Here is a 26,829-nt window from a genome sequence, read left to right as displayed (position 1 = left end):
GGTGGAACCTGCCATCAGCAGCGATGTGCAGTGGCTGCAACAGCGCACCGCATCCGTGTCCGGGCTGGTGCGTCTGGCCGGGCTGGCCGGTGCGGCGGCGGTACTGGCGCATGTCGGATTCGCCGCTGCGCTGGCATTTGCCGTCGGTACCTGGGTGCAAGGGCGTTTTGATACCGGCTGGCAGTTGCTGGCGATGGTGCTGGCAATCGGCGCGCGCAGCGGGCTGCTGGCGCTGCGCGACTACGCCGGCGGCCTCGCCGGGTTGAGGCTGCGCCAGCAGGTGCGGGCCGAAGTGCTGGATACGCTGGAACGCCTCGGCCCGCTGCGTGGCCACGCCGGTGACGACGGCGCGTTGTCGACGCTGGTCACGGAACAGGTCGATGCGCTGGATGGACACGTCTCGCGCTACCTGCCGCAACGCCTGACGATCGCGCTGGCCCTACCCACGCTGCTGCTGGCGGTAACGCCGTTCAGTTGGATGGCGCTGCTGATCCTGGCCGGAACCGCGCCGCTGATTCCGGTGTTCATGCATCTGGTCGGGCGTGGCGCGGCGGCCGCCAGCCAGCGCCAGGCCGATGCGCTGGCACGGCTTGGCGGACAGTTCCTGGATCTGGTCCGGGGTCTGCCGATGCTGCGCCTGCTGGGCCAGGTGATGCCGGCTGCCGCGCGTCTCGGGCACGGCATCGAGGATTACCGCACCCGCACCATGCAGGTGCTGCGGCTGGCTTTCCTGTCCTCGATGGTGCTGGAGCTGTTCGCCTCGCTATCGATCGCGATGCTGGCGCTGTATCTGGGGCTGTCGCTGCTCGGGCGTCTGGATATCGGCCACTACGGCCAGACGATGACGCTGGGCCCTGCGCTGTTCATGCTGCTGCTGGCACCGGAGTTCTACGCCCCGCTGCGCCAGCTCGGTGCCGATTACCACGTGCGCGCCGATGCGCTGGCTGCTGCTGCCAGACTACGTGGATTGCAGGCGCAACTGCCGGCCGCTGCCACTGCAGCGGCAGCGATGCCTGCGAGCACTGCACGCAGCGATCCGGCAGCGCCGCTGATCGTGTTTGAGCATGTCGGCCTGCGTCATGCCGATGGGCGTGTGGCGCTGGAAAACGTGTGTTTCACCGTCAACGCCGGTGAGCGGATCGCACTGCGCGGTGCCAGCGGTTCTGGCAAGAGCACGCTGCTGGCGCTGGCTGCCGGCCTGATCCAACCGACCTCCGGTCGCATCCTGATCCACGGCCAGGCACTAGACACCACCGCCTGGTGGCCGCGTCTGGGCTGGATGGAACAACGCCCGGAATGGTTTTTCCAATCCATCCGCGACAACGTGCTGGTCGGACAGCCAGCCGACGAGGCGCGACTGTGGCAGGCGCTGACCGAGGCCGGACTGGACGAAGTGGTTCGCGCCCTGCCCAGCCAGGCCAATGCGGTGGTCGGCAGTGCACAGGGCACGCTGTCGGGCGGGCAACTGCAACGCCTGGCGCTGGCCCGTGCGCTGGCACGCGATGCCGATGTCTGGCTGCTGGATGAGCCCTTCTCGCAACTGGACGCAGAAACCGGCATGCGCCTGCGCCACACCCTGGGCCTGGCCAGCCACGGCCGCACCGTGCTGATGGCCACGCACGAAAGCGAAGACCCGGACTGGATCAACCGCACCCTGCTGCTGGAGCGCGGCCGGCTGCTGGCCGACAGCAGCCGGCCGGATGTACCGGAGCCCGGCATATGAGCGGCATCGACCAGAAACCGCCGCACGATGCCGCGATCCCGCGCTTCTCGCAGCCACGCCATCTGCGCTGGTTCGCGTTGGCTGCACTGCTGGGCAGCATCACCCTGCTCGCCTCGCTCGGGCTGCTGGCGCTGTCCGGCCACTTCATCACCGCCACCGCCATTGCCGGCGGCAGTGTCGCCAGCGCGGCGGTCTTCGACATCTTTCGCCCCGGCGCGATGATCCGTTTCTTTGCCATTGCCCGCACCGCCGGGCGTTATGGCGAACGCATCATCTCGCACGAAGCGGTGCTTCGGCTGCTGGCTGACCTGCGCCGGCATGCCTTCTCGCGTCTGGCACGGCTGGCACCCGAACCGCTGGCCCGCATGGCCGATGGCGACCTGTTGCAACGTCTGGTCAGCGACATCGATACCCTCGACGAAGCACCACTGCGGGTCTGGCTGCCGTGGCTGTGGAGCCTGCTGGTCACGGCGGTTGCGTTGCTATTGCTGAACTGGGCGCATCCGCAGCTGGCGCTGGGCGCGCTGCCCTGGTTGCTGATGGCCACGTTGGGCCTACCACTGCTGCTGGCCTTCGGTGCCCGCCGCAGCGGCGAACATTTGGCGGCCTTCGGTGCCCGCCGTCGCAGCGAGCTGATCGATGCACTACGCGGTTTCGTCACCCTGCGCCTGAGCGGTGCCTGGCAACAGCGCCGCGCCGACTGGCTGGCCAACGACCAGGCCCTGCTGCAACTGCAATGGCGCCAGCGCCTGCTTCAATCCCTGGCCGTGGCCGGCATCACCGCGCTGGTCGGGCTGGCCACTTGGCAAACCGCACGCCTTGGTCACGCCCTGCTCGCCGGCGATGCGGTGAGTGCGCCATGGCTGGTACTGGCTATCCTGGCGGCATTCGGCACGTTGGAAGCCATCACCCCCTGCGCCGGCGTGGTGCTGGCCCATGGACGCTCACGCGCCGCCGCCGACCGGCTGGAGGCGCTGTATCGGCTTGAACCGTTGCTGGATTTTCCCCGTCAGCCAGCCGAACCATTGACTGCGGAAGCTGGCAATTTCGCGCTGACAATGGACGGCGTTCACTTCCGCTGGCCCGACCGCAGCGTCGGCATCGAGGTGGACACGCTGTGTATCGAGGCCGGTGAACGGGTGCTGGTCAGCGGCCCGTCCGGCGGTGGCAAGTCGACGTTCGCGGCGCTGGCGGCGCGCATGGCCGACCCGGATCGCGGCACGATCCGCTTTGGCGGCCACGCGTTGCATCGCTTCGATGAAGCCACACTGCGCCGGCATATCGCCCTGCTGCCGCAGCGCCCGCACCTGTTTGCGATGACGCTGGCGGAAAACCTGCGGCTGGGCGATCCACAGGCCAGCGACGACGAACTGCGCGCCGTGCTGGCCGCCGTGGACCTGCAGAGCTGGTTGGCACAATTGCCCGATGGGATGGCCACACCCCTCGGCGAATACGGCCGTGGACTATCCGGCGGCGAAGCGCGGCGCGTGGCGACAGCCGCGGTGCTGTTGCGCAAAGCCGCACTCACCATCTTGGATGAACCCTTCGAAGGCCTCGATCCGGCCAGCCGCGCTCGCGTGGCAGAAGGCATCGACCACTGGATCGGCCCGCGCAGCCTGATCATCGCCACCCACCGCGATGTCGCCATGTCCGGCAAGGTGCGGAAGCTACGGGTCGTGGATGGACGGCTGGTGACAGATTCGTCCACGCTCCGCTGAAGGTTGTCACCCCGCCCGCATTCCGCCATTTCCGGCACGGCGGATCGTCACTGGGCGCAGTGCAGGCGGACGTATACTCGGGCCTTCCTTCCGTCCCAAACCGTGCCGATGAACACCACGCTCCGCCTCCGCCGCGATTCCGTCCCCAGCGCCCGCCTGCTGTCTTTACGGCAGTGTCCGGCCACCCTGTTCCTGCTGATATTGATGGTGCTGCTGGCGGGCTGTTCGCGCGATCCGGCACCGGCTACCGCCCCGGCAATCAATGCTGATGCGGCGCCGGCGACCAGTGATGCCTTCGTGTTGCTGGAGGCCAGTGGCGGCGATTGGCAGGGGCGGCCTGCGTTGCAGTTGCGCTTTTCGCAGCCGCTGATCGCCGGGCAGGCCTTCGATGAGCGCATCCTGGTGCGCGATGCCAACGGCGCCGATGTGGAAGGCAGCTGGGTGCTGGACGGCGATGATGCCGGCGTGCTGCGTTTCCCCTACGTGCAGGGTGATACCACCTACCGGATCAGTTTCAACGGCGGTCTGGGCACGCCGGACGGGCGTATGCTGGAAGGTCTGCCCGAGCAGGAAGTGTATTCGGGCAACCTGTCGCCGACCGTCGGTTTCGCCAGCCGTGGCAGTGTGCTGCCGGCGCGTGGCACGCAGGGGCTGCCGCTGGTGGCGGTCAACACGCCGGAAGTGGACGTGGAGTTCTTCCGGGTGCGGGAGAAATCGCTGTCCGATTTCCTTGCGCGCTACGCCGCCAACGACAGTCGCGGCTATTGGGAGCTGGGCCGGATCGAATCGCTGGCCGATTCGGTCTACGTCAACCGCTTCGCGCTGAGCGTGCGCACCAACCAGCGCCAGGTCAGTTTCCTGCCGGTGCACACGATTGCCGAACTGCGCGAACCCGGCGTCTATTTCGCCGTGCTGCGCCGCGCTGGCAGTTACAACGGCAGTTTCGAAACCACGCATTTCTATGTCAGCGATCTGGGTCTGCACGCGCGCCAGCACAACGACGGCCTGTTCGTGCATGCCGCCTCGCTGGCCAGCGGGCAGCCGCGCAACGGTGTGGAACTGCACCTGCAGGACGAGAAGGGTCAGGTACTGGCCAGCGCCAGTACCGATTCGGAGGGCGAGGCGAAGCTGGCCGTTCAGCCGCGCTCGCCGCATGTGCTGATCGCGCGCCAGGGTGGCGAGGTGGCGCTGGTGTCGTTCCGCCAGCCGGCGCTGGATCTGTCCGAATTCGCCGTCGCCGGGCGCCGCCACACCGCGCAGGATGTCTATGCCTGGTCCGGCCGCGACCTGTTCCGTCCCGGTGAGACCTTGCAGGTGTCGGCCCTGCTGCGCGATCACGATGGCCGCCTGCTGCCCGAGCAGCAGACGCTCTACGCCACGCTGCGCCAACCTGATGGCCGCGCAATTTCCACGCTGCCCCTGGAACCGCAGGCGCAGGCCTATTACCACTACCAGCGCAGCATCGCGGAAGACGCGCCAACCGGGCGCTGGTCGGTGGAATACCGGCTGGATCCGACCGCCGCCGAGCCGCTGGGACGCTTCGCGTTCCGGGTCGAGGAGTTCCTGCCCGAGCGCCTGAAACTGACGCTGGATTCGCCCGATGCCCGGCTGCAACCGGGCCAGCCACTGCGCCTGCAGGTCGATGCCGCCTTCCTCTACGGCGCACCGGCGGCCGGCAACCGTTTCATGGCCGAACTGCTGTACCGCCCGGCGACGCATCCGGTGCCGGAGCTGAAGGGATACTTCTTCGGTGATCCAACGATTTCGCTGCCGCGCGAACCGCAGCAGGCACTGGACACCAAGCTGGACGACAACGGCCGGCTGGAAGCCAACCTGCCACTGCTGGCGGATGCCGAAGTGCCGGCTGCGCCCTTCGAGGTGATCGCCAGCGGCAGCGTGTTCGAATCCGGCGGCCGCGCGGTGCGCCGCTCGATGGTGCGCACGGTATGGCCGGCGCCGGTGCTGGTCGGAGTGCGGCCGCTGTTCGATGCCGACGATGGCCCGGATGCCAACAGCCAGATCGGGTTCGAAATCGTCCGCGCCAGCGCCGATGGCAGCCTGCATGCCGCTGCCGCGCTGGAAGTGAAACTGGTGCGCGAACTGCGCGACTACCACTGGAACTGGGTCGATGGCAGCGGCTGGAATACCGATTTCACCCGCCGTTTCCAGACCACCGAGGAAACCACGCTGGCGCTGGATGGAAGCTCGCCCGGACAGTTTTCCGCGCGCGTGGAATGGGGCGAATACCGCCTGGAAGTCCGCGATCCGGAAACCGGCCTGACGATGCGTTATCCGTTCACCGCCGGCTGGAGCTGGAACAACGACAACCAGGGTCTGGACGCGCGCCCGGACAAGGTCAAGATCGCTTTCGACCAGAGCTCCTACAGCGTCGGCGACACCGCCACCCTCACCCTGACCGCGCCGCATGACGGCCCCGGTGTGGTGCTGGTGGAAGCCGACGGCCTGTTGTTCCGCAGCAATATCCAGGTGCGCAATGGCGCGCAGGTGCGGATTCCCATCAGCGCCGACTTCCAGCGCCACGATGTCTACGTCACCGCGCTGGTGTTCCGCCCCGCCGACCAGGGCAACCTGACCGGCCCCAGCCGCGCCGTCGGCGTCGCACACCTGCCGATCACGCGCGGCCCGCGCGATGTGGAAATGCAGCTGGACGCTTCCGCGCTGACCGCCCCCGGCGAACAGTTGTCGGTGCAGCTGTCGGCACCCGGATTCGCCGGCGAAACCGCGCACGTCGTGGTCGAAGCCGTGGATCTGGGCATCCTCAACCTGACCGGCTATCCGCTGCCGGATGCGGCCGGCTATTTCCTCGGCCAGCGTGGCCTCGGCGTGGAAGCCTGGGATCTGTACGGACGCATCATCGGCCCGCTGGAAGGCGAACGCGCGCGGCTGCGCTATGGCGGCGACGCGGCACTGGCGGCACTGCCGCAGGCACGTCGCCCGACCGCGAAGGTGCAGACCGTGGCGCTGCACGCCGCGCCGGTGCAGTTCGATGCACAGGGCAAGGCCAGCGTCAGCTTCACCGCACCGGATTTCAATGGCAGCCTGCGGATCGCGGCACTGGCGTTCTCGACTGAGCGCTACGCACGCGCCAGCGAGGATGTCATCGTGCGCGCGCCGCTGGTGATGGAAGTCAGCACGCCCCGCGTCATGGCACCGGGTGACCGCGCCGCGCTCAGCGTGGATCTGCACAATCTCAGCGGCGCCGACGCCAGTTACCGCATTTCCACCCACGCCGGCGCACCGATTTCCATCGGCGGGCAGACGCAGCGTGTGGATCTGGCCAACAACGCCCGCACCACCCTCAGCTTCCCGCTGCATGCCAGCGGCGGCAACGGCGTCGGCACGTTCAGCGTGCAGGCCGAAAGCGCCGATGGCAGCGTGCTGCAGCGTGACTTCGAGATCACGGTGCGGCCGGCATGGCCGGCGATCCGGCGCAGCCAGGCGCGGATGCTGGAAGGCGCGCAGCAGTTGCGCTTCGGCCCGGAACTGTTCGACGGCCTCTCGCCAGAATCCGGCAATGCGCTGATCAGCATCGCCTCGGTGCCGCCGCTGCCGTTCGCCGAATCGATCCGTGGCCTGATTGAATACCCCTACGGCTGCCTGGAGCAGACCAGCAGCCGGCTCTGGCCGCTGGTGAATCTGGATGCCGCCACCGCACGCAAGTTCGGGCTCGAACCGCTGCCCGAGGAAAAGCGCCGCGCGATGCTGGATACCGGCTTCTCACGCATTGCCGCGATGCAGCAGCAGAACGGCCGCTTCAGCTTCTGGCCCGGCGAAGGCTGGGCCGATCCGCAGATGACCGCCTACATCGCCGACCTGCTGGTCACCGCCAGGCAGAACGGCCTGGCGATTCCCGAAGCGGTGCTGGAAAAGGCCCTCAACCGCCTCAACGAGGACCTGCTGACCGGCGGCGACGGTTTCTACAGCTATGACAACCCGCAGCACCTGCGCTTTGCCAGCAACGCCTATGCCGGCTACGTGCTGGCGCGCGTCAACCGCGCCCCGCTCGGCACCCTGCGCGCGCTGTGGGACAACCAGCGCGAGCGCTCGATCACCGCGCTGCCGCTGTTGCAACTGGGCATCGCGCTGAAGCTGGCCGGCGATGACACCCGCGCCCGCGCCGCGATCGATGCCGCGCTGCAGACCAGCGGCAAGCGCCCGCGCTACCTGGGCGATTACGGCTCCGATTTCCGTGATGAAGCACTGCTGCTGGCGCTGCTGTACGAACACGATCTGGCCGATGCCGACACCGGCAGCCGCGTGCTGACCCTGGCGCGCCGCCTGCGCCTGCCGGAAAACTCGCGCTACTGGTTCAGCACCCAGGAACGGCTCGCGATCTTCCGCCTCGGACGCGCGGTGCTGGACGAACAGCGCGACGGCTTGCAGGGCAGATTCGTCATCGCCGACACACCGCACGCGCTCAGCGGCCGCGCCCTGGTATCACGCGAAGTGGGCATCACCGAACTGCGCCAGGGCGTGCAACTGGAGCTGGAAGGCGACGGCCCGTTCTGGCTCAGCCAGGACATCGTCGGGCACCCACTGACGGCACCAGAGGCCAGCGAATCGGGCATCCGCATCCGCCGCGCCTGGTACCGCACCGATGGCAACCTGTTCACCGGCGACACCCTGACCGAAGGCGAAAGCCTGATCGCGATGCTGACCGTGGAAGCGAACGAGAACATCCCCGATGCACTGGTCGTGGACCTGCTGCCGGGCGGCGTCGAGATAGAAAATCTGGCACTGGGCGGCAACGAAGCCTTCGGCGAACTGATGCTGGACGGGGTGAAACTGTCCGAACGCGAGTACGGCACCGAGCTGCGTTACGAGGAATACCGCGACGACCGCTATGTCGCCGCGCTCAAGCTCTGGAGCGGCTCGACCGCGCGCCTGTTCTACCTCGTGCGGGCGGTGTCGCCCGGCCAGTTCGTGGTGCCGCCGCCCTCGGCCGAAGACATGTACCGGCCACAGCTTTCCGGCATCGGCAGCGCGCCGCAGAACCGCATCAGCGTGGTGCCGCCGAAGGCCAGGTGAGCCGGGAGCCGGGAGCCGGGAGTCGGAATCTTGTCGTGATTGGGAAACGCGGACAGGTCCGATTTCCCGACCACGACCAGCCCACTCCCGGCGACATGGCGACATAGGTCGGGCTGAGCGCAGCCATGCCCGACATCCGTGTCCACGCCGACTGAAGATTTCTGGGAAAGCCCATCACGCCACCTGCGGGTGCGCTCCTGCGATTTGTAGTGGGCAGGTGTCAGGTGGTCTTGCTGCTGCGACTTTCCGGATGCCGCACCTGCCCTGCCCCGCGCACCACGAAGCGTTCCACGGTCAGCGATTCGGCGCCCATCGGGCCGTAGGCGTGCAGGCGCGTGGTGGAGATGCCGATTTCCGCACCCAACCCCAGCTCGCCACCATCGGAAAAGCGTGACGAGGCATTGACCATCACCACCGCCGAACGCAGCGCCGCGATGAAACGCGCGGCGGCGGTGTCGTCGCGGGTGACGATGACCTCGGTGTGGTCCGAACCAAAACGCCGGATATGCGCGATCGCGGCTTCCAAGCCATCGACCACCTTCACTGCAAGAATCAGATCAAGGAACTCGGCATCGTAATCGGCTTCGCTGGCCGCACCGATATCCGGCAGCAGTGCACGGGCACGCTCATCACCACGCAATTCGACCCCGCGAGCACGCAATGCAGCGGCGGCACGCGGCAGGAATTCGGCCGCGACATCGGCATGCACCAACAGTGTCTCCAGCGCATTGCAAACACCCGGACGGCTGGTCTTGCCATCGACCAGCAGATCCAGCGCCAGATCCTGATCGGCCTGCGCATCCACATACAGATGGCATACGCCCTTGTAGTGCTTGATCACCGGCACGCGCGCGTGTTCGGCGACGAAGCGGATCAGGCCCTCGCCGCCGCGTGGAATCGCCAGATCGATGATGTCGGTCAGTTGCAGCAGACGCAGCATGGTGTCGCGCGAAAGATCGGTGACCAGGGTCAGCGCCGCAGGCCGCAGGCCGGCATCAGTCAGCGCCTGCTGCAACGCGGCCGCGATCGCAGTGTTGGAATGGATCGCTTCCGAACCGCCGCGCAGGATCACGCCGTTGCCGGCATACAGGCACAAGGCCGCAGCGTCGGCGGTGACGTTCGGGCGCGCCTCGTAGATCATCGTCACCACGCCCAACGGCACCCGCACCCGGAGTACGTCGATGCCGTTCGGGCGGGTTTCCCGGCGCGTGACCTGACCGACCGGATCCGGCAACGTCGCCACTTCGCGCACCGCGTTGGCGATACCGCCCAGGCGCCCGGCATCAAGCCGCAGCCTGTCCAGAATCGCGCCGCTGGTGCCACGCGCGCGGGCTGCCTCCATGTCGCGCGCATTGGCCGCCAGGATCGCATCGGCCCGGGCTTCAAGTTGTGCGGCCATGGCTTGCAGCAGCGCGCGCTTTTCATCACTGGAAAGTTCAGCGATGGCCTGGGCGGCATCGCGGCAGGCCAGTGCCTGGGTGGTGATATCGTGTTGCGTCATCGGATTGCCTGATTGATCGGATGTGGGAGCGCACACGCGCGGCAGGGGTAGGCGGGACTTGCCCGGAAGCAGCGCGAATCCAGCGGCCAGTATGTCCACCGGATTCGCAGCCGGAACCAGCATAGGCCAGAGCGGATTTGTGCACCACAGCAACGGTGCCCTACCTGCGTTGCGGGCGGAAAAACACCCGGAGGTTTCCCGCCACCCTCCACATCAGCCAGAATCCGCCCCCACACCACCGCCGCGTACATCCGGCGGTACGCACGAGGAACACGATGAAGCACCGAACCCTGGCCCTGGCCGGCGTCATGCAGGGCCTGCGCCTTGCCCAATCCACCGCCCGCGACGGCCGCGCCGACGACGCCGATCTGAATGCCTCGCTGGCCTCCGTATTCCGCATCGATGCCGATTCGGTCGAAGCGGTCTACGGCTCGGCGCGGCTGATGCGCACCGGCCTTGAAACCCTCGACGGGCAACTGCGCGGCGGCGCGCTGCGGGATTCCACCTTGGGGCGGATGGCGCTGACCGTGCTACAGGTTGAACGCCAGTTGCAATCGCACCCGGACCTGATGCGCGCGCTGCACGAAGGCATCGTCGAAAGCCAGCGCCAGCGCGAGCACTTCGGCGTGACCCATCCCACCGTGATCGCGCGCCTGGGCGAGGTCTACGCCAACAGCGTCAGCCGCCTGTCCACGCGCGTGCTGGTGCAGGGCAACCCGGTGCAATTGCAGCAGGAAAACGTGGTGGCCCAGATCCGCGCCAGCCTGCTGGCCTCGGTGCGCTCGGCGGTGCTGTGGCGGCAATTGCGCGGCAGCTACTGGGATCTGCTGCTGCGTCGTCGCCCGATGCTGGATGCGGTACAGCACTGGCTGGATGCCTGAGCGCGGGCAGGTACAGACTCGAATGCAGAGAGCTAGTGTGGGCGTGTGCTGAGCGGTTGCGAGCCCGACATCGGCAGTTCGGCATGGTGGGGTGCGATGGAGGCAACAGGGGCGACGTTGAAAGGCATCCCGACGTCGGGGTTCGCAAGCCCACCCCGACCTATGCCGGCTGATCAAGTCTCACAGCGTCGTCCCGGCGGCTTTCAACAACGAAGCTGGTCAAACTGGGAACGGCTGCCGTAAAGGCGATTTTTTGTAGGAGCGCACCCACAGGGGGCGCGAACATGTATCCGCGCCAGGATGCCGAACAGGTTGAACCGCAGGATTGTCGCGCCCCCTGTGGATGCGCTCCTACGGCAGGTTGAAGTGCGCAGGCAGCCGGTTACGTTGCGACGGGCAGCGCCAGGATCTTCTGCACCAGGGCATCCAGCACCGGTTCGTCGGGGCGTTCGCGGCCGACGAACCAGGGCCAGAGCTGGGTGTCTTCGCAATCGAGCAGACGTTCGAACGTGGCGCGCTCGGCGGCATCGGCGCCGCGCCAGCCGTGTTCCAGATAGCGTGCCAGGATCTGGTCCAGTTCACGCATGCCGCGACGGCTGCGCCAACGCAGGCGGTTGAGTTCAGCGCTGTCGCTCATTGCTTCGGGAACCTGCTTCCGGCCACGTGCGTACGCGGCATCAGATGCCGCGCCGCTCCACCATCAGCTTCTTGATCTGCGCGATCGCCTTGGCCGGGTTCAGACCCTTCGGACAGGTGCGGGTGCAGTTCATGATGGTGTGACAGCGGTACAGGCGGAACGGGTCTTCCAGTTCGTCCAGACGTGCGCCGGTGTCCTCGTCGCGCGAGTCGACGATCCAGCGGTAGGCCTGCAGCAGGATCGCCGGGCCCAGATAACGGTCGCCGTTCCACCAGTAGCTCGGACAGGCGGTGCTACAGCAGGCGCACAGGATGCATTCGTACAGGCCGTCCAGCTTCTTGCGGTCGGCAGGCGATTGCAGGCGCTCGCTGGTCGGGGTCGGGCTCTGGGTGCGCAGCCAAGGCTTGATCGAGGCGTACTGCGCATAGAAATGCGTCATGTCCGGCACCAGATCCTTGACCACCGGCATGTGCGGCAGCGGGTAGATCGGCACTTCGTCCTTCTTGCAGTCCTCGATCGCGCGGGTGCAGGCCAGCGTGTTGGTGCCGTCGATGTTCATCGCGCACGAGCCACAGATGCCCTCGCGACAGGAGCGGCGGAAGGTCAGCGTCGGGTCGATCTCGTTCTTGATCTTGATCAGCGCGTCCAGAACCATCGGGCCGCAGCTGGCCAGGTCGATGTCGTAGGTGTCCACGCGCGGGTTGGCATCGTCATCCGGATTCCAGCGATAGACCTTGAAGGTGCGCACCGGTCCCTTGGCGTCGTGCGCCGGGAAGTGTCTGCCCTTCTGGATCTTGGAATTTTTCGGGAGAGAGAATTCGGCCATTGTTTTTTCCGGGAATCGGGAATGGAAAATCGGGAATCGTGGGAAGGGGCTTCAGGCGTTTTCTACTGCCGATTCCCCATTGCCGATTCCCGCCTCAATACACCCTTGCCTTCGGCGGGACGGTTTCGATCTCGTCGGTCAGCGTTTTCAGGTGGACCGGGCGGTAGTCGATGCTGACCTTGCCCTTGGCGTCGATGTCGGCCAGCGTGTGCTTGAGCCAGTTCACGTCGTCGCGATTGGGATAGTCCTCGCGTGCATGCGCACCGCGCGATTCGGTGCGGTTGAGCGCGCAGTTCATCGTCACCACAGCCTGGCCCAGCAGGTTCTGCAATTCGAGGGTTTCGACCAGATCCGAGTTCCAGATCAGTGAGCGGTCACTGACGCCCACGTGCTGGAAGCTGTCGAACACCTCGCCGATCTTCTGCACGCCTTCGGCCAGGGTTTCCTCGGTGCGGAAAACGGCGGCATCGGCCTGCATCGTGCGCTGCATGTCCAGACGGATCTGCGCGGTCGGCAGTTCGCCCTTCGCATGGCGCAGTTTGTCCAGATTGTCGAGTGCCGCATCGCAGGCCGACTTCGGCAAGGTCTTGTGGCTGGCACCCTTGACGATGGTTTCGGCACAACGGTTGGCCACGGCGCGGCCGAACACGACCAGATCCAGCAGCGAGTTGGAACCCAGGCGATTGGCGCCATGCACCGAGACGCAGGCCGCTTCGCCGATCGCGTACAGGCCCGGCACCACGGCATTGGGATCGCCGTTGCGCAGTTGCACCACTTCGCCGTGCAGGTTGGTCGGGATGCCGCCCATGTTGTAGTGCACCGTCGGCAGCACCGGAATCGGCTGCTTTTCCACGTCCACACCGGCAAAGATGCGGGCGCTTTCGGCGATGCCGGGCAGCTTTTCGTGGATGACTTCCGGCCCCAGGTGGGTCAGGTCGAGCAGGATGTGGTCCTTGTGCTCGCCGACGCCACGGCCTTCACGGATTTCGATGGTCATCGAGCGGCTGACCATGTCGCGCGGCGCCAGATCCTTGACGCTGGGCGCGTAGCGTTCCATGAAACGCTCGCCGAGCGAGTTGCGCAGGATGCCGCCCTCGCCGCGCACGCCTTCGGTGATCAGGCAGCCGGCGCCGTAGATGCCGGTCGGATGGAACTGCACGAACTCCATGTCCTGCAACGCAAGCCCGGCGCGCAGCGCCATGCCGCCACCGTCGCCGGTACAAGTATGGGCCGAGGTGGCCGAGAAGTAGGCGCGGCCATAGCCGCCGGTCGCCAGCACCACGCCCTGGGCGCGGAACAGGTGCAGATCGCCGGTTTCAAGTTCCAGCGCGAGCACACCGCGGCAGGCGCCCTCCTCGTCCATGATCAGATCGAGCGCGAAGTACTCGACGAAGAACTTGGCATCGTGCGCCAGCGACTGCTGGTACAGCGTATGCAGCATCGCGTGACCGGTGCGGTCGGCTGCGGCACAGGTGCGCTGTGCCGGCGGGCCTTCACCGAACTTGGTGGTCATGCCGCCGAACGGACGCTGGTAGATCTTGCCGTCTTCGGTGCGCGAGAACGGCACGCCGTAGTGTTCCAGCTCGTAGATCGCCGGAATCGCCTCGCGGCACATGTATTCGATCGCGTCCTGGTCGCCCAGCCAATCCGAGCCCTTGACGGTGTCGTAGAAGTGGTAGCGCCAGTCGTCGTCGCCCATGTTGGCCAGCGCCGCCGCCACCCCACCCTGCGCCGCAACGGTATGCGAACGGGTCGGGAACACCTTGCTGATGCAAGCGGTGTTGAAGCCCTTCTGGGCCAGGCCGAAGGTCGCGCGCAGGCCGGACCCGCCGGCACCGACGACAACCATGTCATAGGTATGTTCAATGATCTTGTATGCGGTGGTCATGAAAGCACTCAAGCAGCGAAAACGATGCGGCCGATGGCCACCAGGGAAACCAGCGCGCCCAGCGAGCAGGCGAACAGCACCAGAATCTGCGCGATGGTGCCCAGGCCGTGATGGTGAACGTAATCCTCGATCACCACCTGCAGGCCCAGGCGCGAATGCCAGAACAGCGCCAGCAGGAACGACAGCAGCAGCACCGCATTGACCGGGTGTGCCAGGGTGCTGCGCACCGTCGCGTAATCAGCCGGGATCAGGGTGATCAGCAACCACAGCAGCCACGGCGTCAGCAACGCCAGGATCACCGCGCTGACGCGCTGCAAAATGAAATGCTGGGTGCCGTGCTTGGCCGAACCCAAGCCACGGGCGCGTGCCAGCGGATCACGCAGACGATCTTGCGAACTCATGCCGCACCTCCTGCCGAAAAGCCGAAATACCACAGCAACAGGGTGAAGACCGCCGCCAGCACCGCGACGATCGTGCCACCGGTGTAAGCACCCTTCAGCGTCAGCCCGTAGCCCAGATCCCAGGCCAGATGGCGGATGCCGTTGAGCAGGTGGTAGATCAGCGAGAAACCGATGCCGGCCAGCACGATGCGGCCCGGCAGTGAGCCGACGCATTCGACGAAGCGGGCGTAGACCTCCGGACCGGCCATCACCGCCACCAGCCAGGCCGTCAGTACGAAGGCGCCCAGCGACAACACCACACCGGTGGCTCGGTGCAACAGGGACATGACCGAAGTGACCTGGAACCGGTAATACGATCCCAGCATGAACGGTGACAGGGGGCGCTCGCGCTGCGTCATGGACACGCTCTCGTGGAGGTTGGAACAAATGGCCGACAAACCGCAGCCGCCTCCGCAACGAGGCAGCAGCGACAACTAGAAATCAATGCATCTACCGTTTTTTTCCCAATCGCCGTAGCGTGTGGGCTCCGGGCCATCGCGGCCACCAATCTCGCGCGGGGCCGGCTGCTCCACGGGCACTTCCGTTGCGGAAGGCTCGTTCGTCGGTTGCGCGGGCTGGGGAGCTGGCTGCGTTTGACCTATCATGGCGGGCGGTTCGTGCAATGCACAAAGGGTAGTACCACCGGCCATGTCTATCAAGCCGCTCCCCACTTCGACACCTGTGATCCTGCTGGGTGCAAGCAGCCTGTTGCAGCTCTCCGGCCGCGACGCGATCACCTTCGCACAGGCCCAGTTCGCCAACGATGTGGCGCTGCTGGCCGATGGCCAGTGGCAGTGGAACCTGTGGCTTTCCGCCAAGGGCCGCGTGGTGGCGCTGTTCGCGTTGCTGCGGCTGGATGGCGAGAACCTGTTGGCCTGGCTGCCGGATTTTCCGGCCGAAGAACTCGCACAGCGACTGGCCGCATTCCGCTTCCGCAGCAAGCTCACGCTCCAGGCCCTGCCCGATGCTTCAGCCCTCGGCCTGTTCGGCACGCCGGCCGATGCCGGCTTCAGCGCCGAACGCGCGCAGGCGCATATCGAACGCGACGATCAGGGCCAATGGCGCCGGATTGCACTGGACCTGGGCGGCGACAGCGCACGCACCCTTGTGCTTCATGCCGCCGACACCGGGACACAGGCCGACCAGCGCGGCAATGACGCCTCCCTTGAAGCCCGCTGGAATCTGGACGATATCGCGCATGGTCTGCCCCGCCTGGGCCCGGACCAGAGCGAAGCCTTCACTCCACAGATGCTGGGGCTGGACCGTCTGGCCGCCTTCAGTGTGAAAAAAGGCTGCTACCCGGGCCAGGAGATCGTCGCGCGCGTGCACTTCCTTGGCCAGGCCAAACGCGGCACGCTGCGTCTGGCACTGAACCAGCCCGCCACACCCGGCACCCGCCTGCGCAACGAAGCCGGCGCACAGGCGGAAATCATCAGCATCCAGGCCCTCGGCGAACGCATCGAAGCCCTCGCCATCGCCCCGCTTGATGCGGCCGACGCCAGCTTCCACAGCGAAGACGGAGACATCCATGCCACCACGCTGCCACTGCTGGATGGCCTGGCACGCTGACCCATCACGCCATCCGATAGTTATCCTGCATCGGATAGCGCCGCGCGTAGGCGGCGAAGGCGGCGGCCGCGACGAAGGCGAAGACGGCGAAGAAGAACATCAGGAAGGCGTTCTCGCTTAGTCCGGTGTTGGCGATGGCGGCGGTCACCACGTCGTTGCGGACTGCGGCATTGGTCAGCAGCACCCAGAGGCTGCCGAAGGTGCTGGTCAGGTACCAGAAGGCCATGATCACGCCCTTCATCGCGTGCGGCGCCTGGCTGTAGGCGAACTCCAGCGCGGTGGCCGAGACCAGCACCTCGCCGAAGGTCAGCAGCAGATAGGGCAGGCCCTGCCAGGCCAGCGAGACATCGCTGCCGCCGTCGATCCACAACTGCAATACACCGGCCACGATCCACGACACACCCGAGATCGCAATGCCCCAGCCCATGCGGCGCAGCGCCGTGACCTGGAATCCCATGCGCCGCAGCAGCGGATACAGCACGATGTTGTTGAACGGGATCAGCAACATCACCAGCAACGGGTTCAGCGCCTGCATCTGCGCCGGCTCCTTGATCAGCCAGCTCGGCCACCACCACTGCTCATGCGGGATGACCATGGCATTGCCCTGGATGATCCAGGTCGAGGCCTTCTGGTCGAACAGCGACCAGAACGGCGTCACCAGCGCGAACACGATCAGGATGCGCAGCACCGCACGCACGCCATCCACCGCCGCATCCGGATGCCGGCCACGGGCGCGCTCCAGCTGCAGCGAGGCGCCCCAGCCGCCGAAGGCGATCAGCACCCCCAGCGCCAGACAGGCGGTGATGACAAACCCGAACGAATCCGGCCACCACGGCAACGAAACCCCGAGCGCTTTCAATGCCCACAGCGCCAGCATCGCCACCGCGATCACGATGCCACTGCGCGCCACCACGGTGCCGGCATTGCCCTGCCCCTGGCTGCGTCCGTTCAGCGCGCTGCGCACCACATTGAGGAACGAATCCGGATCGCGCCCGGACGGCGGCACGTTGACGTACTGCTTGCGCCCCAGCCAGAACACGAAGGTGGCGATGAACATCAGCACGCCCGGCACCCCGAATGCCACCGCCGGCCCGTAGCCGCGCAGCAGCAGCGGCGCCAGCAGCGAGGCGAAGAACGAGCCGAAGTTGATGATCCAGTAGAAGGCATCAAAGACCACCTTGGCCTTGGACTTGTTGCTCTGGTCGAACTGGTCGCCGCAGAAGCTCACCACCAGCGGTTTGATGCCGCCCGAGCCCAGCGCGATCAGGAACAGGCCGGTGAAAAAGCCGTTGCGGTTGTCCTCGAACAGCGCCAGACAGGCATGGCCGGCGCAATAGATCAGCGAGAACCAGAGGACGGTGTTGTATTTGCCGAAGAAGCGGTCCGACAGCCAGCCACCCAGCAGCGGGAAGAAGTACACGCCGATGACAAAAGTGTGGAAGATGTCCTTGGCCGCCCCGTCGCGCTCCGGGCCAGCTGGCAGATAGGCCAGCAGCACCGAGCTGATCAGGAACGGGATGAGGATGTTCCTCATGCCGTAGAAGCTGAAGCGCTCGCAGGCCTCGTTGCCGATGATGTAGGAAATCTGGCGCGGCATGCGCGCATCTGGAGCGGCTGCTGTTGAGCTCATGCGGGGCGGTCCATCAGGCAGGAAAGCGCAGCAGTGTGCCCAACTCGCCGCCAAAGCCCAAGCCGCAGCGCCACATTGGAGGCAGCGAAAGCCGGCATCACACCCGCCACGGCCGCAATTCACCGATGGATTGCCAGCCCGCACGAAGATCCGGAGACACCCGGGACATGCCGCGAACTGTGACAGGCAACGCACCTGTGGCACGCGAACCCCGCCGACCGCGCCAAAGCCCCGACAATCGCCTTGCGGCAGCCCATGGCCACGGCCATGATCGAATGCTCTGATCCGAACAGGAACGCGCGTGGCCGAACCGCGCACCACCGCCGGCGCTGGAACACCCGGCCCGACGCCCGGCCCGATGCCATGGAAATTCCTGGCGGCGCTGCTGGCCGGCGCCGCGCTGTTGCTGTTGGCGCTGGACACCCTGATGGACACCGGTGCGCGCGTCGACGATCCGGGCGTGCTGCGTTTCGACAGCGCCTTGCGCAGCTCCGGCGATGGCGCCCACGACACCGGGCCGGTGCCGATGCGGCTGCCGAGCAACTGCCATTCGCAGGGCGAATGCGTGCACAGCTACCGGATCGGATTCGAGCATCAGCCCTCTGCCGACGGCCCGTTCGCGCTCTACGTGCCGCAGTTCACCGGGCGCATCCAGGTCATGTTCAACGGCGTGCCGATGCTCGACAGCACGCTGGCCGAAACCTCGCTGCGCCAGGGCCAGGGCGCGCCGCAGATCGCCACCATTCCGGAACGTCTGTTGCAGCCGGGCCGCAACGAGATCGGCTTGGTGCTGGCCGGGCGCATGGGTTCGGGTGCGGTCGGCCCGGTGTTCTTCGGCCCGGAAGAACAACTGCGCGACGATTACGAAGCGGCGCATTTCCTGGTCGTGGTGCTGTCGCGGCTGATGGATGGCGCGCTGCTGGCGATCGGTTCGATCCTGCTGCTGATCTGGTTGGCGCGCCGTCAGGATCAGCTGTATCTGCTGTGCGCGACGATTTCATTGAGTTTCGCGCTGACCTCGCTGTCGCCGTTGATCGCCAGCGCCTTCGGCGATTTCCTGCTGGTGCCGGCGAACACCCTGCGCTTCGTCGCCGCCTGCCTGTTGCTGCCCTTCGTCTGGCAACTGACCGGACGCACGCCGCCGCTACGCACCCGCTGGTTTCTGCTGCCCGCCGCGCTGATGGTGCTCGCCTTCCTGCTGCTGCCGGCGGTCTGGGCGACGCGCCTGGTCTCGCTGCTCTTCGTGCCGCTGGCGCTGGTGCTCGCGGCGCTGGCGCTGTGGGAACTGTGGCGCGCCGGCGTGCGGGGCCGGGATCGCACCGCGCTGGTATTGCTGGTCGCGATCGGCGTGCTGATGGCGCTTGCGGTGCGCGATCAGGTGATGCTGGGCACCGGCATCGGCCGCGCGCATGTGTTGCTGGCGCGTTTCAACGGGCCGATCCTGGTATCCATCATGGGTGCTATCGTGCTGCGCGGCTTTGCTGAAGGGTTGTCGTTGCTGGAGGATTTCAACGCCCGCCTGCAGCACGAAGTCGCGGCCGCGCGGCTGAAACTGCAACAGGCGTTCGAGCGCGAACAGGCGCAGGCGCGGCGCGAGACACTGGCCACCGAACGCATGCGGCTGATGGGCGATCTGCACGACGGCATCGCCGGGCAGCTGGTATCCATCGTGTCGCTGAGCGAACGCGGCAGCGGCCCGGTGGCCGAGGAAGTGGCGCGCGCCAGCCACAGCGCGCTGACCGACCTGCGCCTGGTGGTGGACTCGATGGAGGATTTCGGCGACGACCTGGGCATGATGCTGGTCGCCTTCCGCGACCGGATCGAACCGCAGCTGCGCCGTTCCGGACTGCGTCTTGAATGGAAGGTGCACGACCTGCCCGACCTGCCGGGCCTGTCACCCACGCATACGCTGAACCTGTTTCGCCTGCTGCAGGAGGCGGTGAACAATGCCGCCCGGCATTCCGGCTCGGACGTGGTGCGGATCGAATCGCCGCCGCGGCCCGGCCACGGCGTGCGCCTGATCGTGCGCGATCATGGCAAGGGCGGCGCGCAAGCAAAGCGCGGGCATTACGGCATGGCCAATATGCAGCGCCGCGCACGCGCGCTGGGCGCCGAACTCAGCGTGGAAAGCGATGCCTCGGGCACACGCGTGATCGTGGATCTGCCGCAGCGCCTTGGCGGCGGGCACGATGCCGCCGTCACAGCGTGATGAGCTTGCGCGATACTGCCTCGAACACCGCTTCGCCCCGGCTGTTGACCTCGAGCTTGCGATAGATGCTCTTGATGTAATTGGGCAGGGTCTTGCGCGAAATGCCCAGGCTGTCGGCGATTTCGTTGTAGCTCATGCCCTTGGCGATGCCCCACAGGATGTCGGTTTCGCGCCCGGTCAGATCCAGCGCGGGCCGGGCCACCGGTTCCGCACCGGCTGTCGCAGCCGGTTGCAGGCGGCGCAGCAGATAGCGCGCGATGCCGGCCGAGAGCGGTGATTCCCCATCCAGCACCTGGCGCACGGTGTTGCCGATATCCTCGGGCAATGCGTCCTTGACGATATAGCCGCTGGCGCCGGCCGCAATTGCTGCGACCACATTGGCCTCGTCGCACAACACCGAGATCACCAGGATTTCCACCTGCGGATGCGCGGCATGCACTTCGGCGGTGAGGTCGGCGCCGTGGCCATCGGGCAGTTCCAGATCGGTCAGCAGCACCTGCGGGCATTCACGCGCAATGGCGGCGCGGGCGGCGGCAAGGCTGTCGACCGCTTCGACCGAAAAGCCCGGATCGGCGGCCAACGCATCGTGCAGCCGCTGGCGCGTCGGGGCATCGTCTTCAAGCAGCAGGATTCGTATCGTTTCCATCACCGCGCCATCGTGCTCGCAAGGCCTGCCTCAAGTCGACCCCGGACGTTGGCATCGTTTGTTAGGCGGACTCATGCCACGCGTCGTTTTCGGATCGGCCGATCATCGCGCAGGCGCGGAGCATCGCCCATGCCATATTCATGGTGTTCCCGAATCGCGTGGCGGGCGGTCTGATGACAGGCATCACATCCATGCTCCGGGGGGAACCACATGAAACGCCTGCCTTGTTTGCTGAAAGTTCCGCTTGCAGCGTTGTCGCTCCTGCTGCTGTCCGCGCCAGCCCTCGCCGGCGATGGCGACGCCGTATTCGCGGACGGCTTCGAGAGCGCCGACGGCGCCCGCCCACCGAACATCCTGTTCATCGTCATTGACGACCTGGGCCTGGATCAGCTCGATTTCTACGGCTATGGCGGGCTGGTTCCACCGCGCACGCCGAATCTGGCCGCGATTGCCGAGGCCGGGCTCAAGTTCCGTAACGCCTGGTCGATGCCAACCTGCACGCCGACGCGCGCGAGCTTCTTCACCGGGCGCTATCCCTCGACCACCAACATCCTCAACGCAGTGGTGCAGACCGATCTGGCCAATTCGGAAATCTCGCCCTACGAAATGACGCTGCCGAAGCTGCTGAAGACCGCCGGCTACACCAACGCGATGATCGGCAAGATGCATCTGACCGGCACCAATCTGGGCACCTCGGCGAACCTGCCCTACGGCCTGCAGACCATGTGGAAGCTCGGCTGGGACCACTTCGACGGCTATCTGGATGGCGCGCCCTATCCGATCGACACCCGCGCCGGCCTGCGCAGCTTCGGCGATGACGTCACCGCCGGCCCGCACAAATGCGGCTTCGTCTCCAACACCACGATGGACGGCACCCACGGCGCCGATCAGGGCGCCTGCTATTTCGTCGACAACAGCTGCGAGCAGATCGTGCGCGACGATGCTGGCGGCCTGCACACACCGGGCCGTGCCTGTCTGGAACGCGGCGGCATCTTCGATCCGAACCAGTTTTGCCAGGCCAATACGCCGGCGCATATCGATTTCGAGGCGCAGAACGGCTACTACACCGGCAAGTTCGTCTGGAGCGATGCGGATGGCAACGCCGGCGAAGTGCTGGCCACCGACGCCTCGGCGCGCGGCTACCGCAGCACCATGGAAACCGACCGCGCCATCGCCTGGGCGAACGCGCAGCCTGCCGACAGGCCGTGGATGATGTCACTGGGCTATTCGGCCGTGCACACGCCATTGCAGGTGCCGCCGTTGGCGCTGATCGCGCCGGACACGCCCGGCCGCAACGACAATCTGGTCTGCTCGCCGCTGTCGGATGTGGAAGGTGCGCCGGGGCAGATCATCGGCATGATCGACGACCACCTGATCACCAATCTGATGGTCGAAGCGATGGACCGGGAAATCGGCCGACTGCTGGTGGAAACCGGGCTGGCCGAGTGGAACGGCGACGGCAGCCTGAGCTACGACCCGGCCCGCAGCAACACCGTGGTGGTGGTCATGGGCGACAACGGCACCTACGTCAACAGCGTCAAGTTCACCCAACCGGGCCGTTTCGACCCGACCCGTGCCAAGGGCTCGTCCTATCAGACCGGCGTCGGCGTGCCGCTACTGGTGGCCGGCCCGATGGTCGCCGCGCCGGGCCGCGAGGTGCAGCACCAGGTCAGTTCGCCCGATCTGTACCGCCTGTTCGCCGATCTGGTCGGCGCCGACATCGACGCGCACATCCCAGCCGAACGCCCGATTGATGCGCAGCCGATGCTGGCCTATCTGACCGACCCGGCGCACGCCGCGCTGCGCACGATCAACTTCACCGAAATGGGCACCAACTTCCCCAACCCCGCCGCCGGCATCGTGGCCCAGCCCTGTGTGGTGGAGGCCGCCGACACCTGCTTCGTGATCTTTCCGAACAAGGCGCTGTGCGGCGATCAGGGCGGAGTCTGGTACGGCGCCGATTCGGGTCTGGCGGGCGTGCCGGCTGCCGGCTTCGAGCACTGCGGACAGGTCATGTCCTACCGCAAGGCACTGAATCCGGCCGATGCCACCAAGGTGCTGCCCGACTCGTCCAAGGCCGCCAGCGATGGTGTCCACAAGCTGGTGCGGCTGAACCGCAAGACTTTCACCGAGGATCTGGCCAATCCGGTCAATTCCGTCTACACCGGCGTCAACAGCAATATCGACGAGCTGTACCGGATCGACATGCTGGCGCAGCCCAATCCGGTGCTCGACAAGGAAGGCAGCGAGCTTGCGATCGGCCCCGCGCCGCTGGATGTGTCCGGCCTCGATCCCGAAGCCCAGGCCGCCTACGGCGTGCTTTCCGCCGAACTGGACCAGCGCGATGCGGTGGCCGCCTACCACTACAACTACGACCAGATCCATTGCCCCGGCGATGGCAACCGCGATTTCCAGGTGGACCAGGCCGATCTGGACAACTGGGCCGAACTGAGCACCTTGAACCAGCACGATGGCGCCGGCCAATCGACCTGGTACGACTTCAACCACGATGGCCGCACCGATGATGCGGATCTGGCCATCATCATCGCCAACCTCGGTGCCACCTGCGTGCCGCCGGCGGCGCACTGAGATGGGAATCGCGACCATGCACAGCTTCCTGTACCGGCGGTTTTCGGCACTGCTGGCGATGCTCCTGCTGCCGATGGCCGCATCGGCGGGCAGCACGATATTTTCCGACAGCTTTGAAAGCGGAATCGAAGCACCGCCACCCAACATCCTGTTCATCGTCATGGACGATGTCGGCATCGACCAGATGGCCGCGTTCGGCTACGGCGGCGCAACACCGCCACCGATGCCAAATATCGCAGCCGTGGCCGAAGCCGGGGTGAAGTTCCGCAACACTTGGTCGATGCCCGAATGCTCGCCCGGCCGGGCCGCGTTCTTCACCGGCCGCTTCCCGCTGCGCACCAACATGTACCAGGCGCTGGGGCCGAACGACCTGGCCAATTCGCAGATCTCGCCATACGACCTGACCGTGCCCAAACTGCTGAAGAAAGCCGGTTACCAGAGCGCGATGTTCGGCAAGTTCCATCTGGCCGGGCCGGAGCACAACGAAGCCGGCAACGCCACCCCGGCGGTGCTGGGCTGGGACCATTTCCACGGCTGGGTCGGCGGCCTGCCCGGATCGGTCGACACCACGGCCGGCGGAGTATACGAGGCCGGGGAATGGCGCTGCGGCTTCTACCCGCACCATCTGGCCGGCGCCTGCCATTTCAGCGACGGCAGCTGCACCTCGCTGCCCGCGCCACCGGTGCTCGGCCACGACAGCAGCGGCATGGCCTGCATGGCCCAGGGCGGCATCTTCGTGCGCGAGCAGGCCGACTGCGATGCGCCGCTGCCGGACGGCGTGACGCTGGACTTCAACCGGGAAAACGCCTTCTACGTCTCGCCGCTGGTGATCGTGGACGATGGCGATGTGGAAGAAGTGCCGTTCAGCGATCCGCGCGCACGCGGCTACCGCACCACGATCGAAACCGATGCCGCGATCCAGTGGATCAATGCACGCCCGGCTGACGCCCCATGGATGGCCACGGTCAGCTATTCGGCCGCGCACACGCCGTGGCAACCGGCACCGATGGCACTCGCTCCGCAAAGCAGCGCGCTGTTGTCGCAATTCCTGCCGGATGCACCGGGGTTTTCCGGCAATCTGCTGGACTGCACCAGCACCGTGCACGGGCGCATCATCCAGAACCAGATGACCGAGGCCATGGACACCGAATTCGGCCGCCTGCTGCTGGAAACCGGTCTGGCCACGCGCGACGGCGATGACAATCTTGTCTACGACCCGCAGGCGTCCAACACCGTGATCTTGATCGTCGGTGACAACGGCTCGCTGGGCTTCGCGGTCAAGGCGCCCTTCAACCCGTCGCTGGCCAAGGGCGGCTCCTACCAGACCGGCGTGTGGGTGCCGCTGATCGTCGCCGGGCCGCAGGTGGAACAGCCCGGCCGCAGCGTCGAGCACATGGTCAATGCGGTGGACCTGTTCCAGTTCTTCGGTGAACTGGCGGGCCTGGACGCGCAACAGGAATCGCCGCGCACCATCGATTCGGTGGCGCTGCTGCCGTATCTGCAGGACCCCGCCCAGGCCGGCCTGCGCACGATCAACTTCACCCAGGCCGGGGTCAACCTCCAGGCCAACGATGGCCGCAACGGCCCCTGCGTCATGAGCCGCAGCGCGGTGGCCGGCGGCAGCTGCACCCAGATTCCCACCTCCAAGAGCGTGTGCGAAGACAATCTCGGAGTCTGGTGGGGGCCGGGCTACAGCGATCCTTCGGTGGTGGACAACGGCGGCGCCGGCTATGCGCAGTGCTGGCAGGTGAACCGGGCCATCTTCGCCGCCGATCCGGCTGCGCTGCCGGTCGAAGTGCTGCCGGAAAGCTCACTCGCGATCCGCGATGACGATTACAAGATCGTGCACAACACCACGATCAACTACGACAGTGATACCGATGACGCCCGCCAGGACCTGAGCATCGAGTTCTATCGGGTCGACCAGGCCGCACCGCTGCCGATGCTGGAAGATCCGGCCAGCAACAACCTGCTCGACGGCCCCCTGACCATCGACCAGCAGGCCGCCTACGACCATCTGGCGGCGCGGCTGGACGAACTGCTCGCCTCCCAGCCCGACTGCCCGGGCGATGGCAACCGCGATGGCGTGGTGGATTCGACCGACCTGTTTGAATGGCAACGCATCGCCGATAACTGGGGCCTGTCCAGTGTCTACGATTTCCTCATCGACGGCGTTTTCGACGGTATCACCGACAACGACGACGGCGTCATCATCCTGTCCAACTACAACACCGTCTGCCCGCCCAGCCATGCCGTCCATTGATTCCATTCCACGTCGAAAACTGCTGCTTGGCGGCATCACCCTGGTGGCCGCTGCCGCCGCCGGCGGTGTGCTCGGCGGGCGCCTGCTGGCACGCCCGCAAGCACACCGGATCCTCATCGGTGATGGCAGCAACGGCCCACTGGGCATGGCCTGGGTTCCGGGCGGCCGCTTCCTGATGGGCAGCGACCACAAGCTGGCGCAGTTGAACGAACGGCCGGCGCATGCGGTGCAGGTGGATGGCTTCTGGATGGACACCACGCACGTCAGCAACGACCAGTTCGCGCAGTTCGTGCGCGAAACCGGCTACGTCACCACCGCCGAACGCAAGCCGGACTGGGACACCATCCGCGTGCAACTGCCGCCGGGCGTGCCACGGCCACCGGATGACATGCTGGTGCCCGGCGCGATGGTGTTCACCGGCAGCAGTGCGCCGCAGCGGCTGGACGATTATTCGCGCTGGTGGAGCTATGTCCCCGGCGCACAATGGCGGCACCCGCAAGGACCGGGCAGCACGATCGAAGGCAAGGGTTCGCACCCGGTGGTACAGGTCAGCCACGAGGACGCACTGGCCTATGCGCGCTGGGCCGGCAAGCGGCTGCCGACCGAAGCCGAATGGGAGTTCGCCGCACGCGGTGGACTGGAACAGGCCACCTACGCCTGGGGCGACGAACTGACCAGCCCCGACGGCGCGCAACTGGCCAATTACTGGGATGTGAAACAGCGCCCATTCCCCGTGGTCAGCCCGAAGGCCGGCGGCGCGGTCGGCACCTCCGCCGCCCGCACCTTTCCGGCCAACGGCTACGGCCTGTACGACATGACCGGCAACGCCTGGCAATGGGTGGCCGACTGGTACCGCGCCGACTACTTCACGCATCAGGCGCGCGATGCAGGCGGCCCGATAGACAACCCGGCCGGCCCGGCCGACTGCTACGACCCGTCCGAACCCGGCGTACCGGTCAACGCGCCGAAACGGGTCATCCGCGGCGGCTCCTTCCTCTGCAACGAGGACTATTGCCTGTCCTACCGCCCCAGCGCCCGACGCGGCTGCGACCCGTACAGCCCGATGTCGCATCTGGGCTTCCGGCTGGTCCGCACGGCGTGATCAGCGGCGACTTCAGCGTCACCTGAAAAGCGCTGATCGCGTCAGACCTCCGGGACCGCCGACAGCGGGCGGCCATCGCAGCCGTGAGCGCTCTTTCGGACACAACTCCAGCCGCCACACCGCTTCCGATCCCGCGCCCGTGTTGCAGGCTGGCCGGT

General features: G+C 66.5%; 18 protein-coding genes. 9 read left to right on the top strand and 9 right to left on the bottom strand.

Annotated elements, in window-relative coordinates; genetic code table 11:
* The first annotated feature begins 1 nt into the window (after window position 1).
* From cydD to WDB66_RS12555, 3 genes are all read left to right on the top strand, one after another.
* Window positions 2-1,723 (top strand): thiol reductant ABC exporter subunit CydD, encoded by a 1,722-nt coding sequence (gene cydD, locus WDB66_RS12565; protein ID WP_339398945.1) that lies wholly within the window; start codon window positions 2-4, stop codon window positions 1,721-1,723.
* Window positions 1,720-3,441 (top strand): thiol reductant ABC exporter subunit CydC, encoded by a 1,722-nt coding sequence (gene cydC, locus WDB66_RS12560; RefSeq protein WP_339398944.1) that lies wholly within the window; start codon window positions 1,720-1,722, stop codon window positions 3,439-3,441. Before cydD ends, cydC begins: the two co-directional genes overlap by 4 nt.
* 108 nt (window positions 3,442-3,549) lie before the next feature.
* Complete coding sequence (locus tag WDB66_RS12555; RefSeq protein WP_339398943.1) at window positions 3,550-8,490, top strand: alpha-2-macroglobulin family protein; 4,941 nt, start codon at window positions 3,550-3,552, stop codon at window positions 8,488-8,490.
* Window positions 8,491-8,710: 220 nt separating this feature from the next.
* On the opposite strand, the gene WDB66_RS12550 is transcribed toward WDB66_RS12555, so the two are convergent.
* Entirely contained in the window at window positions 8,711-9,991 is a 1,281-nt protein-coding gene (locus tag WDB66_RS12550) for a glutamate-5-semialdehyde dehydrogenase (protein WP_339398942.1), read from the bottom strand.
* A gap of 275 nt (window positions 9,992-10,266) precedes the next feature.
* On the opposite strand from WDB66_RS12550, the gene hflD reads away from it, so the two are divergent.
* Window positions 10,267-10,872, top strand: a complete 606-nt coding sequence (hflD, locus tag WDB66_RS12545) for a high frequency lysogenization protein HflD (RefSeq protein ID WP_339398941.1) — start codon at window positions 10,267-10,269, stop codon at window positions 10,870-10,872.
* Between the two features lie 382 nt (window positions 10,873-11,254).
* Here the strand turns inward: hflD and WDB66_RS12540 are convergent, their stop codons facing one another.
* The 6 genes from WDB66_RS12540 to WDB66_RS12515 all read right to left on the bottom strand — a co-directional run bounded on the left by WDB66_RS12540 (window position 11,255) and on the right by WDB66_RS12515 (window position 15,268).
* Entirely contained in the window at window positions 11,255-11,509 is a 255-nt protein-coding gene (locus tag WDB66_RS12540; protein WP_339398940.1) for an FAD assembly factor SdhE, read from the bottom strand.
* Between the two features lie 40 nt (window positions 11,510-11,549).
* Window positions 11,550-12,335: a succinate dehydrogenase iron-sulfur subunit gene (locus WDB66_RS12535; protein WP_339398939.1), complete on the bottom strand. Its 786-nt coding sequence runs from the start codon at window positions 12,333-12,335 to the stop codon at window positions 11,550-11,552.
* A 94-nt stretch (window positions 12,336-12,429) separates the two neighbouring features.
* Window positions 12,430-14,223 (bottom strand): succinate dehydrogenase flavoprotein subunit, encoded by a 1,794-nt coding sequence (gene sdhA / locus WDB66_RS12530; protein ID WP_339398938.1) that lies wholly within the window; start codon window positions 14,221-14,223, stop codon window positions 12,430-12,432.
* 8 nt (window positions 14,224-14,231) lie between these two features.
* On the bottom strand, window positions 14,232-14,624 hold the full coding sequence (sdhD, locus tag WDB66_RS12525) for a succinate dehydrogenase, hydrophobic membrane anchor protein (protein ID WP_339398937.1): 393 nt from the start codon (window positions 14,622-14,624) through the stop codon (window positions 14,232-14,234).
* The gene (gene sdhC, locus WDB66_RS12520; RefSeq protein ID WP_339398936.1) at window positions 14,621-15,022 is read right to left on the bottom strand and encodes a succinate dehydrogenase, cytochrome b556 subunit; all 402 of its coding nucleotides are present in this window, start codon (window positions 15,020-15,022) and stop codon (window positions 14,621-14,623) included. The genes sdhD and sdhC overlap by 4 nt, the downstream gene beginning before the upstream one ends.
* Window positions 15,023-15,097: 75 nt before the next feature.
* Window positions 15,098-15,268, bottom strand: a complete 171-nt coding sequence (locus WDB66_RS12515; protein ID WP_339398935.1) for a DUF1674 domain-containing protein — start codon at window positions 15,266-15,268, stop codon at window positions 15,098-15,100.
* Window positions 15,269-15,311: 43 nt separating this feature from the next.
* Between WDB66_RS12515 and ygfZ the strand changes: the two genes are divergently transcribed.
* Window positions 15,312-16,232: a CAF17-like 4Fe-4S cluster assembly/insertion protein YgfZ gene (gene ygfZ / locus WDB66_RS12510; RefSeq protein ID WP_339398934.1), complete on the top strand. Its 921-nt coding sequence runs from the start codon at window positions 15,312-15,314 to the stop codon at window positions 16,230-16,232.
* A gap of 4 nt (window positions 16,233-16,236) precedes the next feature.
* Here ygfZ and WDB66_RS12505 read toward each other — a convergent pair whose 3' ends face one another.
* Window positions 16,237-17,862 carry a POT-type proton-dependent oligopeptide transporter gene (locus WDB66_RS12505; RefSeq protein WP_339398933.1) on the bottom strand — a complete coding sequence of 542 codons (1,626 nt, stop codon included), beginning with the start codon at window positions 17,860-17,862 and terminating at the stop codon, window positions 16,237-16,239.
* Window positions 17,863-18,163: 301 nt separating this feature from the next.
* Between WDB66_RS12505 and WDB66_RS12500 the strand changes: the two genes are divergently transcribed.
* Entirely contained in the window at window positions 18,164-20,071 is a 1,908-nt protein-coding gene (locus WDB66_RS12500) for a sensor histidine kinase (RefSeq protein WP_339398932.1), read from the top strand.
* Here the strand turns inward: WDB66_RS12500 and WDB66_RS12495 are convergent.
* Entirely contained in the window at window positions 20,061-20,717 is a 657-nt protein-coding gene (locus WDB66_RS12495; protein ID WP_339398931.1) for a response regulator, read from the bottom strand. The genes WDB66_RS12500 and WDB66_RS12495 overlap by 11 nt on opposite strands.
* Before the next feature lie 210 nt (window positions 20,718-20,927).
* On the opposite strand from WDB66_RS12495, the gene WDB66_RS12490 reads away from it, so the two are divergent.
* From WDB66_RS12490 to WDB66_RS12480, 3 genes are read left to right on the top strand one after another with little or no spacing between them, the layout of a single operon-like run.
* Window positions 20,928-23,306, top strand: a complete 2,379-nt coding sequence (locus WDB66_RS12490; protein ID WP_339398930.1) for a sulfatase family protein — start codon at window positions 20,928-20,930, stop codon at window positions 23,304-23,306.
* 16 nt (window positions 23,307-23,322) lie between these two features.
* Entirely contained in the window at window positions 23,323-25,569 is a 2,247-nt protein-coding gene (locus WDB66_RS12485; RefSeq protein WP_339398929.1) for a sulfatase-like hydrolase/transferase, read from the top strand.
* Window positions 25,556-26,671, top strand: coding sequence for a formylglycine-generating enzyme family protein (locus WDB66_RS12480; RefSeq protein ID WP_339398927.1), 1,116 nt, complete (start codon window positions 25,556-25,558; stop codon window positions 26,669-26,671). Before WDB66_RS12485 ends, WDB66_RS12480 begins: the two co-directional genes overlap by 14 nt.
* Window positions 26,672-26,829: the final 158 nt, after the last annotated feature.

This window comes from Denitratimonas organivorans, from assembly GCF_037478135.1.
Classification (GTDB): domain Bacteria; phylum Pseudomonadota; class Gammaproteobacteria; order Xanthomonadales; family Xanthomonadaceae; genus Denitratimonas.
This window is presented reverse-complemented; position numbering and strand designations above follow the sequence as displayed.

Coding starts and splice junctions, on each gene's coding strand:
- WDB66_RS12505 (WP_339398933.1), bottom strand. CDS start 17,862: ATGAGCTCAACAGCAGCCGCTCCAGATGCGCGCATGCCGCGCCAGATT.
- sdhA (WP_339398938.1), bottom strand. CDS start 14,223: ATGACCACCGCATACAAGATCATTGAACATACCTATGACATGGTTGTC.
- WDB66_RS12535 (WP_339398939.1), bottom strand. CDS start 12,335: ATGGCCGAATTCTCTCTCCCGAAAAATTCCAAGATCCAGAAGGGCAGA.
- sdhC (WP_339398936.1), bottom strand. CDS start 15,022: ATGACGCAGCGCGAGCGCCCCCTGTCACCGTTCATGCTGGGATCGTAT.
- WDB66_RS12515 (WP_339398935.1), bottom strand. CDS start 15,268: ATGATAGGTCAAACGCAGCCAGCTCCCCAGCCCGCGCAACCGACGAAC.
- sdhD (WP_339398937.1), bottom strand. CDS start 14,624: ATGAGTTCGCAAGATCGTCTGCGTGATCCGCTGGCACGCGCCCGTGGC.
- WDB66_RS12550 (WP_339398942.1), bottom strand. CDS start 9,991: ATGACGCAACACGATATCACCACCCAGGCACTGGCCTGCCGCGATGCC.
- WDB66_RS12485 (WP_339398929.1), top strand. CDS start 23,323: ATGCACAGCTTCCTGTACCGGCGGTTTTCGGCACTGCTGGCGATGCTC.
- cydC (WP_339398944.1), top strand. CDS start 1,720: ATGAGCGGCATCGACCAGAAACCGCCGCACGATGCCGCGATCCCGCGC.
- WDB66_RS12480 (WP_339398927.1), top strand. CDS start 25,556: ATGCCGTCCATTGATTCCATTCCACGTCGAAAACTGCTGCTTGGCGGC.
- WDB66_RS12555 (WP_339398943.1), top strand. CDS start 3,550: ATGAACACCACGCTCCGCCTCCGCCGCGATTCCGTCCCCAGCGCCCGC.
- ygfZ (WP_339398934.1), top strand. CDS start 15,312: ATGTCTATCAAGCCGCTCCCCACTTCGACACCTGTGATCCTGCTGGGT.
- WDB66_RS12495 (WP_339398931.1), bottom strand. CDS start 20,717: ATGGAAACGATACGAATCCTGCTGCTTGAAGACGATGCCCCGACGCGC.
- WDB66_RS12540 (WP_339398940.1), bottom strand. CDS start 11,509: ATGAGCGACAGCGCTGAACTCAACCGCCTGCGTTGGCGCAGCCGTCGC.
- WDB66_RS12490 (WP_339398930.1), top strand. CDS start 20,928: ATGAAACGCCTGCCTTGTTTGCTGAAAGTTCCGCTTGCAGCGTTGTCG.
- hflD (WP_339398941.1), top strand. CDS start 10,267: ATGAAGCACCGAACCCTGGCCCTGGCCGGCGTCATGCAGGGCCTGCGC.